Genomic DNA, 18,091 nt, shown 5'->3' on the forward strand with positions numbered 1-18,091 from the left:
GTGCGGCCGCGGCGGTTCAGCGCGGCTTCAGCCCGGTTTCAGCCGGGCCGAAACCGTGCGGGCCGGCCTCGGGGCACTGAAACCGGCGGCCTCCGCCGACCTTCCATACATTTCCCATAGGAATGGTGGTTAAGGTCCCCCACCATGGATTCCACCGTTCCGATCGTCATCGCGGGAGCCCTGGTCGGCTTCGCCGTAGGGCTCACCGGCATGGGCGGCGGAGCGCTCATGACGCCGATCATGGTGATGGTGTTCGGGGTGAATCCCACCGCGGCCATCGGCAGCGACCTGGCCGCGTCCGTGTTCATGAAGCCGTTCGGCGCGCTGGTCCACCAGCGGGCCGGGACCGTGCGCTGGGACATCGTGCGCTGGCTGCTGCCGACCGCCGTCCCGGCCGCCTTCGGCGGGGTGTTCCTGCTCCGGGCGCTCGGCGACGGCGACGACCTGGAGCAGCGCGTCAAGTACGTCGTCGGTACGGCGCTGATGCTCGCCGTCGTCGGCATGCTCGCCCGCATGTGGCTCGACCGCCGCCGCACCGCCGCGGCCGCCGCGGCCGGGGAGTCCGGGGCGTCCGGGGCGTCCGGGGCGTCCGGGGAGGACGCCCGGGTCCCCGTACGGCCGGTGGCCACGCTGCTCATCGGGCTGGTGGGCGGGGTGATCGTCGGGATGACCTCGGTCGGCTCGGGCTCCCTGATCATCGTGATGCTGATGCTGGCCCACCCGCGGCTCAGGGCGAACCACCTCGTCGGCACGGACCTGGTGCAGGCGATCCCCATGGTGGCCGCGGCCGCCCTGGGCCACCTGCTCGTCGGCGACGCCGACCTGGGGCTCGCGGCGACGCTGCTGATCGGTGCCGTCCCCGGCGTCGTCCTCGGCTCCCTCGTCTCCACCCGGGTCTCGGGCTCCGCGGTGCGCTGGGCGCTGGTCGTGCTGCTCACCGGCTCCGGGCTTTCGATGCTGAAGGCGTCGTCCACCGTCATCCTGTTCGGCTGCCTGGCCATGGCCCTGCTCGGCGCGGTCACCGCCGTACGCGACCGGCGCTCGGTACGCTCCGCCACGACGGACACGGCAAACGCGACAGACACGGCAGACGCGACAGACACGGCGGACGCGGCGGGCGCGGCGGAGATGGCGGGCGTCCCGGGCCGCAGGTGACCAGGGGCGGCTCCCGACTCGCGGGGGTCACCGCTCCCGCGCGACCATGGGCAGAAGTCGAGTCGCCCCCTTAAGGAGCGGGCATGAGACGGAACCGACTGCTCACCTCGGCCGCGGCACTGGGCGCGGCCGTCGCCCTGGGCCCGGCGCTGCCCCACACCGCGGCGGCCACCCCCGGCCAGAGCTGCTCGTACGTGACACCGGGCTACCAGCCGACGCTCGCGTACGGCGACACCGGAGCCGCGGTCAGCCAGGCGCAGTGCCTCAGCAACGCGTGGGGCGGGCAGCCGCCCAAAGTCACCCCGGACGGGGTCTACGGCACGGCCCTGCAGAGGAAGATCGAGTGGATCCAGACCTGCCACGGCCTGCCGGCGAGCGGCGTCGTCGAGGGCCGCACGTGGCACGTGCTCTACCACCCGGCCCTGGACTGCTACGTCCCCTACCCGACCTGAGCCGCCGCCCCCGCCCCCGCCCGCTCCCGCCACCGCCCCGCGTCTCTCCCCCTCTCCCGTAGGGTGTTGTTAAAGAACACGCAAAAAACCAGCGGGACGACACGACGAGACAGGGGAGACAGCCTTGGGGGCTCCACGCCTGAGCAGGACGCCGTTGCCGGGAATCGGGGTCCGTTACGACCTCACCACGCGGGAGCAGGACCGGGTGTCCGTGGTCGCGCACCGGGACGGTTCACGGATCCTGAGCGCCTACCACCGGGACGACCCCGACGCCTGCGCCCTGTCCCTGCGGCTGTCCTCGGGCGAGACCGCGGCGCTCATCGACGCGCTGATGCCGACGCACCACAGCCCGAACCTGCTGTCCACCACCGGCCTGGGGCTGGTGGCCGAGCGGATCGAGCTCTCCGCCACCTCGTACTGGAACGGCCGGCTGCTCGGCGAGACGCGGATGCGGACCGAGACGGGGGTGTCCATCGTCGCCGTGCTGCGCCGCGCCGAGGCGGTGCCCTCCCCCACGCCCGGTTTCCGCCTCGCGGGCGGCGACACGCTCATCGTCATCGGCACCCGTGAGGGCGTCGACGCGGCCGCCTCCATACTCGGGCGGGAGTGAGCCGTCGTGCACGACTCCTCCGTGTTCCTGATCGAGTTCGGTGCGATCATCCTCGGCCTCGGCCTGCTGGGCCGGCTCGCCGGACGCCTCCGCTTCTCGCCCATACCCCTCTACCTGCTGGCCGGGCTCGCCTTCGGCGAGGGCGGGCTCTACCCGCTCGGCACCAGCGAGGAGTTCGTCGCGATCGGCGCCGAGATCGGCGTCGTACTGCTGCTCCTCATGCTGGGCCTGGAGTACACCGCCAGCGACCTCGTCTCCAACCTCAAGACCCAGTACCCGGCGGGCCTGGTGGACGCCGCGCTGAACGCGCTGCCCGGCGCCGCGATGGCCCTGCTGCTGGGCTGGGGCCCGGTGGCGGCCGTGGTGCTGGCCGGCGTCACCTGGATCTCCTCCTCCGGGGTGATCGCGAAGGTCCTCGGCGACCTGGGGCGGCTCGGCAACCGGGAGACCCCGGTGATCCTGAGCATCCTGGTCCTCGAAGACCTCTCCATGGCCGTCTACCTGCCGATCATCACCGCGCTGCTGGCCGGCGTCGGCCTGGCGGCGGGCAGCCTCACCCTGGCGGTCGCCCTCGGGGTCGCCGGACTGGTCCTGCTGATCGCCGTCCGCTACGGCAGGCACATCTCCCGCTTCGTCTCCAGCGACGACTCGGAGAAGCTGCTCCTGGTGGTGCTGGGCCTGACCCTGCTGGTCGCGGGCATCGCGCAGAAACTCCAGGTCTCCGCGGCGGTGGGCGCGTTCCTGGTCGGCATAGCGCTCTCCGGCGAAGTGGCCGAGGGCGCCCACCACCTCCTCGCTCCCCTCCGGGACCTGTTCGCGGCCGTCTTCTTCGTCTTCTTCGGCCTGCACACCGACCCGTCGAGCATCCCGCCGGTGCTGCTGCCCGCGCTCGCCCTGGCGGTCGTCACCTCGTTCACGAAGATCGCCACCGGTTACTGGGCGGCGAAACGCGCCGGGATCTCCGCCAAGGGCCGCTGGCGGGCCGGCGGCACCCTGGTCGCCCGGGGCGAATTCTCCATCGTCATCGCGGGCCTCGCCGTCACGGCCGGCATCGAACCCTCCCTGGGCCCCCTGGCCACGGCCTACGTCCTGATCCTCGTCATCGTCGGCCCCCTCACCGCCCGCTACACCGAGCCACTGGCCCGCCGCCTCACCGCCCGCACCAGAACCGCACAGCCCCTCCCCATACCAGCCCCGGCCGCCCCGGTCGACGACCAGGACACGGTCGGCCGGACGTGACCCGGGACATGCGGTCTTCCGCCCCTGAACCGACTGAGACGACTAGGTCGACGCCCCGGCCACTACCCCCAGCAGGGTGAGCGTGAAGAAGGCCGTACCCCAGGCCAGCGCCAGGCGTATGCAGCGGTACTTGGTCCAGGTGATCCGGGACAGGGCCGCCAGTTGGGTCAGGTCCCGGGAGAGGGGGTCGGTGCGGCGGACGGTCAGTTCCAGGTGGGTCGCGGACCTCGCCAGCCGCACATCGCCGAAGTAGTGGGTACGGGCGTAGCGGGGACTTCCGAGCCGTGGGGCCACGGCCAGGCCCAGCAGCACGAGTGCCGGTACGCAGGCGGCGGAGCCCACCCAGATGAGCAGCTGGGGGACGACCGGGTAGAGGCGTGGGGCGATGATGCCGCTGCCGATCGCGCCCAGCAGAGCGGTCAGGGCCGCGCCCAGGGACGCCAGGAGCAGGCCTGCCTTGTTGTCGGCCCGTACGAGTTCCTCACGTGCCTCGGACAGCAGGACCCTGGCGAGTTGTGCCCCGCGGTCGGTGGTCACGGTGCCGGTGTCCGGGTCCGGGCCGGTGCTGCCGCCTGCGGATGTGGTCATGGTCCCCCTCCAGTTCAGTCTGTCCCGTTCTGTCTGTTCCACCGGCACCACGGCCACCCCGATGGGCGGGGCGGCCGTGGTGCCGGGTGCCTGATGCGGGTGCGTCAGACCGTCGACGAGCGGCGGATCTCGTCCTCCAGCGCGTTCACCGCCTGGCGGACCCTGATGTTCATCGCCGCCGTGTGTTCCCGGAGGGCCGCCTCCGACTCGGCGCGGTGACGACGGACCTCCTGTTCGATGGCGTCCTGGGCGATCTCCAGGTCCGCGAGTGCCCGGCGCTCGGCGAGCCGCACCTGTTCACCGTGGATCTTGACCGCGCTGTTGCTCTCGCCGGTGAGCATCCGGTCGTACGCGGTCTCGCCGGACAGGTACTTCACCAGCACGGGAAGCACGTCGAGGAGGACGAACAGCAGACGGACCAGCCAGATGCCCACGAACAGCACCGGGTTCCCGCTCGCGAGTTCGTCGAGCGCCCGGATGCGTTCGAGGACCCCGATCTCCTTCTGCTTGGCGCGCTCCTCGGCCAGCCGCTGCGCGATTGCGTCGGCCCGCGCCTTGAGGAATGCGCCCCGGGAAGAGGTCAGTTGGGTCTCGATCTTCGAGATGCGGGTGTTCATGCCGGCGAGCCGCTGTTCGTTCTGGGCAGTGCGGTGGGTGGTCCGGTAGTCCTGTGCTTTGGCGCGCAGCCGCAGGCATTCGGACGTCCGCTGGTACAAGCCGGTCGCGGCAATCCGGACCAGCCGTCGGCACTCGTCCCGTACCTCGGAGTCGATCGCCTCCAGCCTGGTGGTGTCCTGGTCCACCCGCTTCTGCAGGGTGGCGGCGTCCGAGCGCAGGGCGGTCAGTTCGTCGACCCGGTCGCCGGGCGTCGCCCGGAAGGAGAGGACGTACCTCGTGCCACAGCCCTCAGGAGCGCCCGTCCGCGTGGTGGACGGCACGGGGTTGCAGCGCACCAGGTTCGTACGCAACTCGTCGACGGTGTCGGTGCGTTCGTCCTGGACGCGTTCCTCAATGGCGGTCTGGAAGATGCGCAGCACCAGCGGCTCGGCGATCACCGCGCCGAGCATCAGCGCGACCAGCAGACGCATCAGGAGGGGGCCGAGCCGACGCCGTGCGTTCGGCTGCGGTGTGACCAGCCAGCGGTCCAGGTTGAGCACGAACAGCATCCAGATGACCGTCGGCAGCAGGGCCACTACGGAAATCCTGCCGAGCGCCTCCGTCGCGAAGTTCCACATGGAGAACGCCGCGATGACGGCGGTGCCGAGCACCACCCCGCCCAGTGCCGTGTACTTGCTCCGCTCGTACCGGACTCTGGACAGCAGTTCCTCGTCGACACCGGTCAGGGTACGCAGCCCGCGTGCGGCGTCGGAGCCGATGCGGTTCGTCGGAAAGTCAGTCAACGAGATCGTCCTCGTCCTTGACGAAACCCCCCTGCGGGTCGCGTTCCCGGCCCGCTGCCGGGCGGCCGGAGCGTGTCTGGCCCGACTCGACCATGCGGGTGGTGTCCGTGGCGGCTCCGACGCCGGGTGCGGCCTGGCCGCCCATCTCCCGCAGGACCTGGTCCAGCATCTGGTGGTAGTCGACGTACTCGCTGCCGGCCGACTGCCGCAGCAGGGTCAGCAGCATCTCGCGGCGGAGCTGCGCGTCCGTCGTCTCCAGCAACCGCGCGTGGGCCCGCTCCTCCGCCTCTGCCTGGTGACGGCGGGCCGACTCCTCCGCGGTGGCCCGGTGGATGCGGGCCGCCGCCTCCGTGACGTCGATCTCCTGACGAGCAATGCCGAAGGCGTCCACGTGGTCGGATCCCTGGGAGAGCAGTTCCGCGATCCGGCGGGCGTCCTGCGCCTCGAAGTCGCGCTGCCCCTTGCGTAGTTCCCAAGAACGCCGCTCGTCGCGGAGCTTCTGTTCCCAGTCCCGCAGCTCGTCCGAGGCGTACACCTCGGCGTTGACGAACTCGACGCTCATGCCCGCGACCCGCGGCGGCACGATGGCACTGTAGGCGGTCATCCGGTGGCCGGCCTCGGCGCGCACTGCGTTGATCTCCTCCACGCGGTGCCCGGCGCTCACTCTCGGGAGGTCGCTGTCCCCCATCAGATAGGCGCGCAGCGGGACGGTGACGTCGATGATGCCCTGCCGGGCGATGACGGTCGGGTCGGTCACCTGGCAGGTGAAGGAAGCCCGCATCGTGAAGTTGTCCGCCTCGCTGACCGAGGGCAGCGGGCGCTCAACGTCGACCAGGCGGGCCCGGGTGTCGACGATGCTGACGGAGGAGGCGTCGAGCACGTCCGGGTGGGACGGGTCGAAAACCATGCCCTCGGGGAAAGTGCGGTAGTTCCCGCCGACCCTGAAGACGTGAACCGCGCCCGGCGGCAGCGGTGGCACGTTGTCGCGGCGGCGGCGCCGAGACCACCAGGTGCCCTGGACCGTGGCCAGGATGTGCTCGGCTATGACCGGGTAGTTCACTTGCTTCGGCCTCCTTGAGCGTAAGAAAGGGGATCGGTTGACGTGAGGGGCGCGGTGGCGCGCCGGGAATCACCCGGGGTCCGGCCGCGCAGTGAGCCGATGAGCACCTGCGCCAGTTGGTGGGCACCCGGGATCGCATAGTCGGGGTGGCGCAACGCGATGGACAGGTGGCGGCCGAGTGCCGCCCACTGGCGCGCGGTCATGGTGTTGCGCATGGCTTCGCCGAGTTCGCGTACGGCACCGGTGACGGACGGGTCGTCCCTCAGCTGCACCAGAGTCCGGCACAGCGCGGTGACCGCCCGGCTCCGGTTGCTGCTGTGCAGAACGTCCGCCCACAGCGATCCGAGATGCCGGACGCTGTCCGGGACGGTACGCAGCAGTGCGGCGGTGACGGGCTCGGCAGCCTCCAGCCGACTCGCCTCCAGGAGCTGGACGGCGGCCCTGAGGGCGATCGAACGCTCCCGGGAGCCCGGCGCGGACCTCGCGATGACAGTGCGTACGAACCGGAGGATCAGCAGGGCCCGCTCGGGGTCGGCTTCCGCGGTCTGCAGCAGCAGGACCAGGGAGCGGCGGGCCGAGAACGCGACCCGTTCGCCGCGATTGGTGAGGAACCACAGCCAGTTGAGCGTCTCCAGGCGGTAGAGCGAGCCCAGCCTGCCGGTCAGCGCCATGGCCGCCGTCACCGCGCGCCCGGCACCCCGGTTGTCCACCCAGCTGACGACGGTGCTGAGGGCCTGCGGGGCGAGATGCTCGACGTCGCACATGAACTGGAGGGTCAACGCGGCGGTCACCCGTTGGCTGGTGATGCCGTCGGACCACACCGTCAGCAGGTTCTCGTCGACCTCGACCAGCGCGTACCGGGCCAGGAGCGCGACGCCCCGGGCGACCTCGGTCCGGGTGTCCAGGTCGCCCCGCAGCGCCAGGTCGCCCAGCCACTGACGTAGCGGGTACCAGAGTTCGTAGCCGTAGAGGTCGTACAGCTCCGCGATGACGAGCTCGCGGATCCGTGGCGAGGTGAAGACCAGGCATCGCTCGCTGCGACCGGCGCCCCGGCTCGGTCTGAGCCGGAACTCGGTCGTCACGAGCCCCACCGCGCGTTCCCGCCAGCGGGCCCGGGACTGCCGGGCCACCGCGCCGGTCGGCGGCGCCCCGGCCGGGCCGGCCGACTCTGCGGCCGGCGTCTCACCGCTCTGCTCCCAGTTGCGCACATGGCCGGCGAGCGCAGCGCACTCCTTCTCCAGCGTCCGCTCGGGGATGCCCTCCAGGAACGCCAGGGCCGCAAGCGCGAGCAGGTCGTCGGCGTCCGGCCGCCCGCGGAACCACTCCCGGACCTGCTCCCGGTGCCGGTCCCGCAGGATGTCCAGCGCCGCCTCGGCGCCCCCCTCGGACAGGGCCAGGGCGGCCGCGACGACGTCCGCCGGCCGGCGCTGTTCGCCGACCCGCTCCAGCAGTTCCTTCTCGGTGTCCGGCGCGAGGCCGACTTGCGGCAGCAGCGCCCTGCAGTGCTCGAACAGCTCCCCGGGGTCGGGGGCATGCCACGGCACGCAGTGGTCCCGTAGCGCCAGCCGCCGGCGGGCCGTGTCACCAGCCGTGATCACCAGGTACGACCCCTTGCGGGCGAGTTCCTCGCTCAGCCGCCCGATCTCGTACGTCTGCACGGCCTCGGGGCGCAGCTCGCCCACGTAGTCGAGGATGACGTACCCCTGCCCCGGCCTGAGTTCGCGTGAAGCGGCCAACTCGGCGAGGGCGTTTGCGGGCGACAGGCTGCGCAGCCCGGCCTCCGCGCCGAGGACCGTCCTGAGCAGGGCGAGGGCGCCCGCGCCGCGGCCGCAGTTGTCCTGACCGGTCAGCACCACGAGGGCGTTCTCGCGCAGTGTGCCGAGCGCGTCGTCGAAGCAGGGCTGCGGCGGGACGTAGAACCGCAGGGCGCGGTCCGTCTCCTCGGGCTCGACGGTGCCGGGTGCGAGGCCGGGGGCAGCTGCGGCACCGAAGCCGAACGCCGCCCCCGAGGCATCTACGACGCCGTAGAAGTTGTTGTTGACGAGCTGCTGGACGCGGCGCAGGTCGTCGTAACCGCGGTCATCCTCCTCCCGCTCGTCCTGCTCTCTGCGCCGCTCGGCAGCCGCGTCGTCCGCACCGGGGGCCGGGCGGAGCGGCTCCTGCGCCGCTTCCGGTGTACCGCCCGCGCCGTCATCGTCGACGGGCGGTCCGGCAAGAACGTCGTCCGGGTCGGACACGTCAGCCACCGGCGCTCCCGAAGCCGAAGACCGCGCCCCGGGCGTCCACGGAGCCGGCCACGTTGGTGACGTTGACCTGGTGCGCCCGGTATTCGTGCGTGATGCCCGCGCCTGCCGTGCCCGCGGCGGCCGGACGGGGCCGGTCCGCCGCGGGCTCCCCCGGCACCGGAGCCGCGGGCTTCCCCGTTCCCGCGGTTCCGGGTTCCTCCGAGGCACCGGCGGCCGTGGTGCCGAGCGTCGGCACGCGCAGCCAGGCCGAGGCCTCGTACTCCTTCACCCGGACGGTGACCTGGGTGAAGTCCTCGGTGGTCAGGGTGGTGTGGCCACCGGCCACCACGGACCGGTAGACGTCGTCGGACAGCAGCAGCGCGAGGTCCGCGTCCGGGTGCGCGACCAGGGCGTCGTAGAGCGGGCGCGCGGTCAGCAGACGGGCCGTGGCCACCACGGCCGAACCCGCGAAGCCGTTTTCGGCCAGTTCCACCAGCCCCTGGTGGATCACGGCGCGCAGCCGCATCCGGGCCTCAGGCACCCGCTGGGCGTTGTGGTGGCGCAGCTCGGCGGCGAGGTGGCGGACGTAGTCGTCGACCAGACGCGGCTCGCTGCCGTCCTGGGGGCGCACCGCGAGCTGTTCGTCACCGGTGCGCTGGATCTGCCACTCGGAGCGGTCCAGGCCCGCGCGCTGCCCGGCGCGGTCGAGCAGGCGCGGCAGGTCGTGCTGGAATTCGGACTGATTGCGATCGTTCTTGCTGCCGTAGGCCTGTGCGTCCACGGCTATGCATGTACAGGGATAGAACCCGGGCCACTCAGCCACCCGATCATTTCCTCTCTGGGCAGGACATGGGCGGACACTGCCCACGAAGTGCTGTCCGAGAGGCTAGGAGAGAGAGCGCGAGGTGATCCCGTACCACTACGGGTTGTCGGCAACGACTTTGGCGAATTCAAGCAGTTTCGGAACGTCACAGATGGTTATGTTGCGGTAACTGCGCTCCACCAATCCCATAGCCGTCAAAGTCGCCAGATTCTTTTCGGCCGTGGTGAGCCGGAGGCCGGCCAGTGACGCGAGTTCCGTCTGGGTGAGCGTCACCCCGAGATCGCACCGCTTTCCGTCGCCGTCCGGTGTGGGCTGCGCGTAGGCCCGGCTCAGCTCGGCCAGCACCCTGGCCAGCCGGGTCAGGGAGTCGTAGGCCTGGAAGTCGATCCGGCGCCCGTTGGCCCAGCGCAGCCGGGCGCAGAGCATGTGGAGGATCGCCCGCATGGCGTCAGGGTGCCGGCTGAGGAAGGTCTCCAGCGTGCGCACCTGGACGATGTGCGCGGTCACGTCACTGCAGGCGATGACGGTGCCGGAGCGGGGGCGCTCCTCGAAAGCCGCCATCTCACCGACCAGGTCACCCGCTATCCGGACGGCGAGCAGCATGTCGTAACCGCTCTCCGCGCTGGCCACGACCTTCACGACACCGCTCGTGATCAGCAGGACGTGGCGGCTCTCGTCGCCCTGTTGCAGCAGGACTCGGTGGGCCGGGTAGGTGATGGGAGTGCCCTGCGCGAGCAGTTCCGCACGTGTCGTGTCCCGTAACCGGCCGAGAAAAGTGGACGGCGCCCACGCGTGATTCACCAGCAACCCCCGACGATCCCACTCCGTGACGCGGCGCCCCGTTCAAGCGCCCGACCATGCTGCCGTCGAGGGGTGTTGCGGCCGACAGACATGACATCATGTGGCCTGTTTTTCTCGCTTCACAGCTGGAATTGACCGAATGGGCGTTACTTAAAGACGGGCCATGGCCGACCACTGGAGCAGGAAGCGCAAAGCCTCCTGGGACGCGGTGTCCGGGACCGGGGTGTAGGCGACGAGCTGCTGGTCGGGGTGGGTGTCGACCGAGAGCTGGTGGACGTCGAGGGTGAGCGGGCCGGCCAGGGGGTGGAGGTAGGTCTTGGTCAGCTGACGGGGGCCGCGCACCTGGTGGGTGGCCCACCAGGTGCGGAAGTCCCGGTCCCGGTCGGTCAGTTCGGCGATGAGGGCGGTCAGGGCCGGGTCGTCGGGGGCGCGGCCCGCCTCCATGCGCAGGACCGCCACGCATTCGCGGGCCGCCCGCGGCCAGTCCGCGTACCGGGCGCGGACGTCCGCGTCCAGGAAGGTGAGGCGGATGAGGTTGCGTTCGGGCTCGGGCAGCGCCGCGAAGTCGGTGAGGAGGGCGGCCGCGCCGGCGTTCCAGGCCAGTACGTCCATCCGGCGGTTCAGGATCATCGCCGGGACGTCGGGCATCGTCGCCAGCAGCTGCCGCAGGCCGGGGGCCACGTCGGTACGGCCTGGGCGGCGCTGGGGAGCGGCGGGGGCCACGTCGGCCAGGGTGAGGAGGTAGTCGCGTTCGTCCGGGGCGAGTTGGAGCGCGTCGGCCAGGGCGTCCAGGACCGGGCGGGAGACCCTGCGGGTGCGGCCCTGCTCCAGGCGGACCACGTAGTCGATGCTCACGTGGGCCAGCTGGGCCAGCTCCTCGCGGCGCAGGCCGGGTACGCGGCGCAGCCGGCCGTCGTCCGGCAGGCCCGCGCGCTCCGGGGTGAGGGCGGCGCGGCGGGCGCGCAGGAACTCGCCCAGTTCGTTGCCGGGGGCGGGAGCGGGAGTAGGACCGGGGGCGGGAGCGGGACCGGGACCGGGAGTGGGAGGGGCGGGGGTCATGGGTCCAGTGTCGGTCCCCTCGTCGTGCCGTGCCTGGTACTGGCTTGCACAGGCAAGGCCCTCCCTGGCACCCGGGTGCGGGCGGCGCGACGGTGGGGGCCATGAAGACTCACGTCACCTTCCCGAGCGCCGGAATGAAGATCGCCGGCCACCTGTACACGCCCGACGGCGACACCGCCGGACCGCTTCCCGCGGTCGTGGTCGGGCACCCCGGCTCCGGGGTGAAGGAGCAGGCCGCCGGCCTGTACGCGCGGCGCCTCGCCGAGCACGGGTTCGTCACCCTGGCCTTCGACGCCGCCCACCAGGGCGAGAGCGAGGGCGAGCCGCGGGGTCTGGAGGACCCGGCCCAGCGGGTCGAGGACCTCAAGGCCGCCGTCTCCTTCCTCACCACCCGGGAGGAGGCGGACCCCGGCCGGATCTCGGCGCTCGGGATCTGCGCCTCCGGCGGGTACGCCCTCGCCGCCGCCGCGACCGACCGGCGGATCGGGGCCGTCGCCACCGTCAGCGCCGTGGACATCGCCCGCCAGTTCCGGCACGGCGCCGACGGCGGCCAGGACCCCGCCGTCCTCCAGGGGATGCTGGCGGCGGCCGCGGCGGCGCGCACCGCGGAGGCCAACGGCGAAGGCGTCCGGACCTTCCCGCTCTTCCCCGCGACCGAGGACGAGGCACGCGCCGGCGGCCCGCACGCCCACGAGGGCTGGGAGTACTACCGCACGGCCCGCGCCCACCACCCGCGCGCGGCCGAGGAGTTCACCTGGGACAGCGTCGACCGCATCGCCGGCTTCGACGCCTTCCACGCCCTCGGACTGCTCGCCCCGCGACCGCTGTTGCTGATCGTCGGCCGGGAGGCGGTCACCTCGTGGATGAGCGTGGCCGCGTTCCAGCGGGTCACCGGCCCCAGGGAACTGTTCTGGATCGACGGCGCGAGCCACGTCGGCCTCTACGACCGGGACGAGTACGTCACCCCGGCCGTCACGAGACTGGCCGCGTTCTTCGGGGAGCGGTAGGCGATCAGCGGCGCACGGCGTAGTACTGCCAGGCGCCCCAGGTAGCGAGGTTCCCGGTGTCCGTGCTGCTCGGGACGTACTCGGCCCGGATCCGGAACCGCTGCCCCGCCGACCTGGTCAACGTCACGCTCGTGGCCGCGGTGCTCCCGGACGTCAGCACACGGCACGCGGAGGTGCTCTCGGTGTGCCAGGCGCCGGACGCGTAGCGCTGGACCTGGAAGCGGACGCACTGGCCCGGCTTGGCCGGGGCGACCGTGGCGGTCTGCTTCGCCTTGGCGGTGTGGTGGTAGACGCGGTAGAGCGTGCCGCCGTAGTGGGTCGTGGTGTAGGAGCCCGTCAGGGATTCCGTCACCCGGGCCCGCGCGGTCACCGCCCGGGCCGCCGTGGCGGGGGCCTGGCGGTCGTCGCCCGCGAACTCCGCCGTGAACGTGGTCCTGCGGGTGACCTTGTACGTCGCCGTCAGATCACCGTTGGCATCCACCTGCCCCGTCGTGACCAGCGACTTCTTCCCGTCGTACGGCTGGGCGTAGAGGGCGAGGGTACGGCTCCCGTCGGTCTGGCCGAGGTGCGCGGTGAGCTTCGCCGTCGCGCCGTAGTCGTACGAGGACGCGTTCGTGGCGAGGGTCAGGTCGGTGGCCGCGGGCGGGAGCTGGGACGGGACGGTCAGCTGGTACGCGGCGGGGGTGGAACGGTTGCCCACCGCGTCCACCGCTTCGACGTACAGAGTGTGGACACCCCAGGGCAGCGCGACTGTCAGGTCGGCCGTGCCCGCCGCGTCGGCCGGCAGTGCGGCGGCGGCGCTGCCGGGCTGCTGGTCAAGGCCGTAGACGAAGTGGTCCAGGCCGCTGGCCGCGCAGTCCGGGCCGCCCGCCGCCGCGCAGCCCGCGGGCAGGGACTCGGCGGCGGAGAGGCTGAACGTGGTGGGCTGGCCGGCCGCCTTCTTCGGGGCCCCGCCCGGCGGGAAGTCCGGGTTGGTCACGGTCGGGACGGTCGGCGCGCTGCCGTCAAGACGGAAATAGCAAGGGGCGGTCGGAACGGAAGAGGAGGTGCCGTCGTACGTCGAGGCCTGCCAGCCGTAGGTGTGACCGTCCGTCAGGGGCAGCGGCACGTAGACGGACTGGGAGGTCACCGGCAGGCCGTCGACGGAGCCGTCCGCCGACTGTGTGCCGTCCACGTCCCAGGCGTGCACGACACCCTGGTACGACACCCCGTTCACCGTCGGCCGCGGAATCCCGATCTGCACGGAGAAGCCCGTGGGCGGCGGGGTGGAGACGGTCTCCCAGACCGGGCTGTCCGCACTGCCGCAGCTCGTGCCGGCCGGCACGGTGGGCGCCGGGAGCGCCGGGTCGACCGGGGTGCCGTCGGCCGCCGCGACCGCCGGCAGCGCCGTCACCAGCGCGCCCGCCAGCAGCAGGGCAGCGGCGTTCCTGAGCCTGTTCACGTGTGTTCCTCCCCCTGAGCTGCGGTCCCCGGCCGCAGAGCAGGCGGAGCGTAACACGGGGTCAGTTGTTCCAGGTCTCGTCGTACGGGTCGGCCGGTGTCGGTATCGGCTTGGCGTCGGTGACCTGGAGGAACGGGATCGGGCCGTTGTTCACCGGGTCGCGGGTCTGCCTGGTGGTGTAGGTGCCGGTCACCTGGAGCCAGGCGTCCGGCTGCAGGACCGGGGGGATCTTGCCGGTCAGGCCCACCTTCACCGGCTGGGCGTCCGCCGCACAGCAGTTGAGGGCCATGCGGACGAGATAGGGGGTGCCGGCTGAGTCGACGGCCACGAAACCCTCGATCCGGACCTGGTGGCCGGCCAGCGAACGGCCGTGGTCGTAGACCGCGCGGCCCGCGTAGTCGACGAGGTTGAGCGGCATCGGGTCGGACTTGGGCAACTTCAGGTATCCGTACGGCTGTTGCAGGGCCGTGCCGGTGCGCAGCGCGCTGTAGGAGCCGAGCGCGGGCGGGGCGACGAGGATCAGGGCGAGGAGGGGGAGGACCAGCAGCCAGGAGATGCGGGGTTCGGGGTGGGCATGTGCCTCCGGATGCGTGTCCGGGTGCGTGTCCGGGTGCGTGTCCGGGTGCGTGTCCGGGTGCGTGTCCGGGTGCGCCTCGGTCTCGGGGTGTGCCCCGGGCACGGCCCCCTTCCGGGCCCGGGCGCGCTTCCACTCGTACCAGGCCGTCGCCAGCGCCGAGACGATCAGGACGGCGCCCGCGGCCAGCACCAGCGGCTGCAGGCCCGCCTTGACGTAGCGCAGGTAGAGGTTGGTCCCGCCCGCGTGCAGCAGGGCCGCGCCGACCAGGAACATCACGGCCGCCTGTGCCTGCCGGTTCACAGCAGCACCGCCCCGGTCAGGACCGCACCCGCGATCGCCGCCACGAAGGTGGCCGGCGCGAAACGCAGGGCGAAGCCGCGGCCGAAGGTGCCGGCCTGCATCGCGAAGAGCTTGAGGTCGATCATCGGGCCCACGATCAGGAACGCCAGCTTCGCGGTGAGCGAGAACTGGGTCAGGGAAGCCGCCACGAACGCGTCCGCCTCCGAGCAGATGGACAGCAGGACGGCCAGGACCGACAGGGCGAGGATCGCGACCACCGGGTTGGCGGCAGCCGTGCGCAGCCACTCCGCCGGGGCCACCGCCTTCAGGGTCGCCGCGGCCATCGCGCCGAGGACCAGGAAGCCGCCCGCCTGCATGGTGTCGTGCCGGACCGAGGACCAGAACGCCTCCCCCTTGGTCTCGCCCTCGTGGTGCGCGTGCGCCGGCAGGCGCAGCCAGTCGGTGCGGCCGAGCCGCTGCCACAGCCAGCCCATCGCACAGGCCACCAGCAGGCTGCCGGCGAACCGGCCCACCACCATCTCGGGGTTGCGCGGGAACGCCACCGCCGTCGCCGTCAGCACGATCGGGTTGATCGCGGGGGCGGAGAGCAGGAAGGCGATGGCCGCGGCGGGGGTGACGCCCCGGCGGACCAGGGCGCCGGCCACCGGGACCGACGCGCACTCGCAGCCCGGGAGGATCACCCCGGCCAGGCCCGCGACCGGTACCGCCAGGGCGGGGTGGCCGGGCAGGGCGCGGGCGAAGAAGGACGGCGGGACGAAGACCGCGATCGCCGCGGAGAGCAGCACGCCGAGGACGAGGAACGGGAGCGCCTGGACGACCACCGCCACGAACACCGTCATCCAGCTCTGCATCACCGGCTTCGACAGCGCGCCGCGCACCGGGCCCTGGAACACCACGACCAGGAGCAGGAGCAGAGTCAGGGCCAGCGGGGAGTTGAGGTGCCAGCCCTCCCGGTCGGGCGGGGTGCCGGTGCCGTCGGCGCCGGGGGTCCCGTCCCCGGGCGCGGCGCCGGGCGGGGCGGCTTTCTCGGTGATGGCCACGGGTCGGATACCTCCGGCACTTCGGTCAGATCCGGGATTATGCTCCCTTCCCTTCCCTACGGGCGGTCCGGGGCGGCTGTTCAGTTCGTTGCTGGAACCATGCGTCGCGTTGAGGCAGTCTTTTCCCTCGTGGCGAGCGTTCCGTATCAGGGTGGTGGGGCCCCGGCATCCATGGTGGTGTGCGGGGACGACGGGCTCGCGCACCGGCTGGCCGCCGAGTTGCGCACCGTGTACGGAGAACAGGTCACCCTTGTCGTACCGCCGAACGTGCGCATCGCCCGGCCGCCGGTCGTCGGACGCGCCCGGGCCGCCTCGGCCGCGCTGTTCGACCGGGTGGTCAGTGCGACCGTGGGGCGGACCGGCGGGAACGGGGGCGGTGCGGCCGGCAGTGGTGCCGGTGCGGTCTCCGGTGCCGGCGAAGGGCCGCGCGGGGAGCGGGTGCTGGAGGCCGACGAGGCCAGTGAGGCGGTGCTCGCCGAGGCGGGGGTGGAGCGGGCCGCCGCGCTCGCGCTCGTGTACGACGACGACGAGACCAACATCCGGGCCGCCCTCACCGCCCGCCGGCTCAATCCGCGGCTGCGGCTCGTGCTGCGGCTCTACAACCGGCGGCTGGGGCAGCACATCGAGGAACTCCTCGACCAGGCGGCCGCGTTGGCGATCGGGGACGCGGACGGAAGCGGCAGTGGTGGCGGGACGGTGGGGGACGCCTCCACGATCGTGCTGTCCGACGCCGACACCGCCGCGCCGGCGCTCGTCGCCACCGCGCTCGCCGGGCGCGGCAAGGTCATCCACACGGACGGCCTGGTGCTGCGGGCGGTGGACCTGCCGCCGGGTGGCGCCGAACGCGCGGACGCCGTCGAGCGGGGGCTGTTCCCGCTGGCGCTGCTCTCGCCGAACGGCACCGGGCCCGAGCCGGCTGAGGAGGGCCGGGAGCGGGGGCCGCGGCTGCTGCCGGACGACGAGCAGGTACGGGCCGCGGGTGAGCGTGGCGTGATGGTGCTGGAGCACGTGTCGTCGTCGGCGGGGGCGGCGGAGCCGGCCGGGCGCGGGGTCGGGGTCGTGCCGCCGCTGGCCTCGCTGTTCTCGCGGCGGCTCAGGTGGTCGCTGGCCGGGAGCGTGGCGTGCGTGGTCGCGCTCGCGGTCGCGCTGTCGGTGGTGACGCACATGCATCCGGTACGGGCCTTCTACTACACGCTCCTCGACCTGTTCGCCATCGACAATCCCGCGATCGGGGCGCCGGTCGGCAGGCAGATCCTGCAACTCCTTTCGGGGCTGGTCGGGTTGCTGCTGCTGCCGGTGCTGCTGGCGGCGGTGCTGGAGGCGCTCGGCACCTTCCGGACCGCCTCCGCGCTGCGCAAGCCGCCGCGGGGGCTGGGTGGGCATGTGGTGCTCCTCGGGCTGGGGAAGATCGGGACACGGGTGCTGACGCGGCTGCGGGAGCTGCACGTGCCCGTGGTGTGCGTCGAGGCCGATCCCGAGGCGCGCGGGCTGGCGGTGGCGCGGCGGCTGCGGGTGCCGGTGGTGCTCGGGGACGTGACCCAGGAGGGGGTCCTGGAGGCCGCCAAGATCCACCGTGCGCAGGCGCTGCTAGCGGTGACCAGCGCGGACACGACGAATCTGGAGGCCGTGCTGTACGCGCGGTCCGTGCGGCCCGATCTGACGGCGGTGCTGCGGCTGTACGACGACGACTTCGCGACCGCCGTGTACCGGACGCTGCGGGCGGCGCATCCGGATGCCGTCACCCGGAGCCGCAGCGTCTCGTACCTGGCGGCGCCGTCCTTCGCCGGGGCGATGCTGGGGCGGCAGATCCTCGGGGCGATCCCGGTGGAGCGGAAGGTGCTGCTGGTGGCGGTGGTGGCGGTGAGCGGGCATCCGCAGCTGGAGGGGCGGACGGTGGCGGGGGCGTTTCGGGCGGGGGCGTGGCGGGTGCTGGCGCTGGAGGGGCGGCAGGGGGTTGCGGCGGGAGATTACGTGTTGCGGGGTGGGGACCGGGTGGTGGTGGTCGCCACCCGGAGGGGGCTGGCGGAGCTGTCGGGCCGCCGCGCCTCGCCCACCCACCCACCCGACTCGCTCGGTTGAGGGGTGGGGGTGGGTGGGCTGGGGTGGCGGGGACACCTGCGGCCGAGTGGGGGTTGCGCGCGCAGTTCCCCGCGCCCCTGACGGGGCGCTGCAGTACCGCGTCCTCCACAGATGCCCAGCACGCGCGCCCGGGCCGCACCGCGCCGTGGCCCGGTGCCGCGCCGTCGTGGTTGGTCGCGCAGTTCCCCGCGCCCCTGGCGGGGCGCTTCACCTCACGGCGTTATTCACCTCACGG

The 18,091-nt window shown here is 72.5% G+C and carries 16 protein-coding genes; 6 read left to right on the top strand and 10 right to left on the bottom strand.

Annotated features, from left to right (window positions below):
- Positions 1-144 precede the first annotated feature (144 nt).
- The 4 genes from ACFZB3_RS26595 to ACFZB3_RS26610 all read left to right on the top strand — a co-directional run bounded on the left by ACFZB3_RS26595 (position 145) and on the right by ACFZB3_RS26610 (position 3,456).
- A complete protein-coding gene (locus ACFZB3_RS26595; protein WP_391379240.1) occupies positions 145-1,155 on the top strand; it encodes a TSUP family transporter in 1,011 nt (336 codons plus the stop codon).
- 83 nt (positions 1,156-1,238) lie between these two features.
- Positions 1,239-1,607, top strand: a complete 369-nt coding sequence (locus tag ACFZB3_RS26600; protein WP_391379241.1) for a peptidoglycan-binding protein — start codon at positions 1,239-1,241, stop codon at positions 1,605-1,607.
- A 124-nt stretch (positions 1,608-1,731) separates the two neighbouring features.
- Positions 1,732-2,217, top strand: a complete 486-nt coding sequence (locus tag ACFZB3_RS26605; protein WP_391379243.1) for a TrkA C-terminal domain-containing protein — start codon at positions 1,732-1,734, stop codon at positions 2,215-2,217.
- Positions 2,218-2,223: 6 nt separating this feature from the next.
- Positions 2,224-3,456 carry a cation:proton antiporter gene (locus ACFZB3_RS26610; protein WP_391379246.1) on the top strand — a complete coding sequence of 411 codons (1,233 nt, stop codon included), beginning with the start codon at positions 2,224-2,226 and terminating at the stop codon, positions 3,454-3,456.
- A gap of 42 nt (positions 3,457-3,498) precedes the next feature.
- Here ACFZB3_RS26610 and ACFZB3_RS26615 read toward each other — a convergent pair whose 3' ends face one another.
- From ACFZB3_RS26615 to ACFZB3_RS26645, 7 genes are all read right to left on the bottom strand, one after another.
- The gene (locus ACFZB3_RS26615; RefSeq protein WP_391379249.1) at positions 3,499-4,044 is read right to left on the bottom strand and encodes a Pycsar system effector family protein; all 546 of its coding nucleotides are present in this window, start codon (positions 4,042-4,044) and stop codon (positions 3,499-3,501) included.
- A gap of 104 nt (positions 4,045-4,148) precedes the next feature.
- Positions 4,149-5,444 (bottom strand): DUF4407 domain-containing protein, encoded by a 1,296-nt coding sequence (locus tag ACFZB3_RS26620; protein WP_391379252.1) that lies wholly within the window; start codon positions 5,442-5,444, stop codon positions 4,149-4,151.
- On the bottom strand, positions 5,437-6,504 hold the full coding sequence (locus ACFZB3_RS26625; protein WP_391379255.1) for a hypothetical protein: 1,068 nt from the start codon (positions 6,502-6,504) through the stop codon (positions 5,437-5,439). The genes ACFZB3_RS26620 and ACFZB3_RS26625 overlap by 8 nt, the downstream gene beginning before the upstream one ends.
- Positions 6,501-8,750 carry a hypothetical protein gene (locus ACFZB3_RS26630; protein WP_391379257.1) on the bottom strand — a complete coding sequence of 750 codons (2,250 nt, stop codon included), beginning with the start codon at positions 8,748-8,750 and terminating at the stop codon, positions 6,501-6,503. The genes ACFZB3_RS26625 and ACFZB3_RS26630 overlap by 4 nt, the downstream gene beginning before the upstream one ends.
- Positions 8,743-9,510: a hypothetical protein gene (locus ACFZB3_RS26635; protein ID WP_391379259.1), complete on the bottom strand. Its 768-nt coding sequence runs from the start codon at positions 9,508-9,510 to the stop codon at positions 8,743-8,745. Before ACFZB3_RS26635 ends, ACFZB3_RS26630 begins: the two co-directional genes overlap by 8 nt.
- Before the next feature lie 138 nt (positions 9,511-9,648).
- On the bottom strand, positions 9,649-10,353 hold the full coding sequence (locus tag ACFZB3_RS26640; RefSeq protein ID WP_391379261.1) for a cyclic nucleotide-binding domain-containing protein: 705 nt from the start codon (positions 10,351-10,353) through the stop codon (positions 9,649-9,651).
- A 150-nt stretch (positions 10,354-10,503) separates the two neighbouring features.
- Entirely contained in the window at positions 10,504-11,412 is a 909-nt protein-coding gene (locus tag ACFZB3_RS26645) for a helix-turn-helix domain-containing protein (RefSeq protein ID WP_391379263.1), read from the bottom strand.
- 101 nt (positions 11,413-11,513) lie between these two features.
- Here ACFZB3_RS26645 and ACFZB3_RS26650 point away from each other — a divergent pair, with 101 nt between their 5' ends.
- Positions 11,514-12,419 carry an alpha/beta fold hydrolase gene (locus ACFZB3_RS26650; RefSeq protein ID WP_391379265.1) on the top strand — a complete coding sequence of 302 codons (906 nt, stop codon included), beginning with the start codon at positions 11,514-11,516 and terminating at the stop codon, positions 12,417-12,419.
- A gap of 4 nt (positions 12,420-12,423) precedes the next feature.
- On the opposite strand, the gene ACFZB3_RS26655 is transcribed toward ACFZB3_RS26650, so the two are convergent.
- The 3 genes from ACFZB3_RS26655 to ACFZB3_RS26665 form a co-directional block, all read right to left on the bottom strand.
- Positions 12,424-13,860: a hypothetical protein gene (locus ACFZB3_RS26655; RefSeq protein WP_391379266.1), complete on the bottom strand. Its 1,437-nt coding sequence runs from the start codon at positions 13,858-13,860 to the stop codon at positions 12,424-12,426.
- Positions 13,861-13,921: 61 nt separating this feature from the next.
- Positions 13,922-14,737, bottom strand: coding sequence for a TIGR03943 family putative permease subunit (locus tag ACFZB3_RS26660; protein ID WP_391379268.1), 816 nt, complete (start codon positions 14,735-14,737; stop codon positions 13,922-13,924).
- Positions 14,734-15,777, bottom strand: coding sequence for a permease (locus tag ACFZB3_RS26665; RefSeq protein WP_391379270.1), 1,044 nt, complete (start codon positions 15,775-15,777; stop codon positions 14,734-14,736). Before ACFZB3_RS26665 ends, ACFZB3_RS26660 begins: the two co-directional genes overlap by 4 nt.
- A 171-nt stretch (positions 15,778-15,948) precedes the next feature.
- Here ACFZB3_RS26665 and ACFZB3_RS26670 point away from each other — a divergent pair, with 171 nt between their 5' ends.
- The gene (locus tag ACFZB3_RS26670) at positions 15,949-17,856 is read left to right on the top strand and encodes an NAD-binding protein (RefSeq protein WP_391379796.1); all 1,908 of its coding nucleotides are present in this window, start codon (positions 15,949-15,951) and stop codon (positions 17,854-17,856) included.
- The last annotated feature ends 235 nt before the right edge of the window (positions 17,857-18,091 follow it).

This window comes from Streptomyces sp. NPDC008092, assembly GCF_042957285.1.
Lineage (GTDB): Bacteria > Actinomycetota > Actinomycetes > Streptomycetales > Streptomycetaceae > Streptomyces.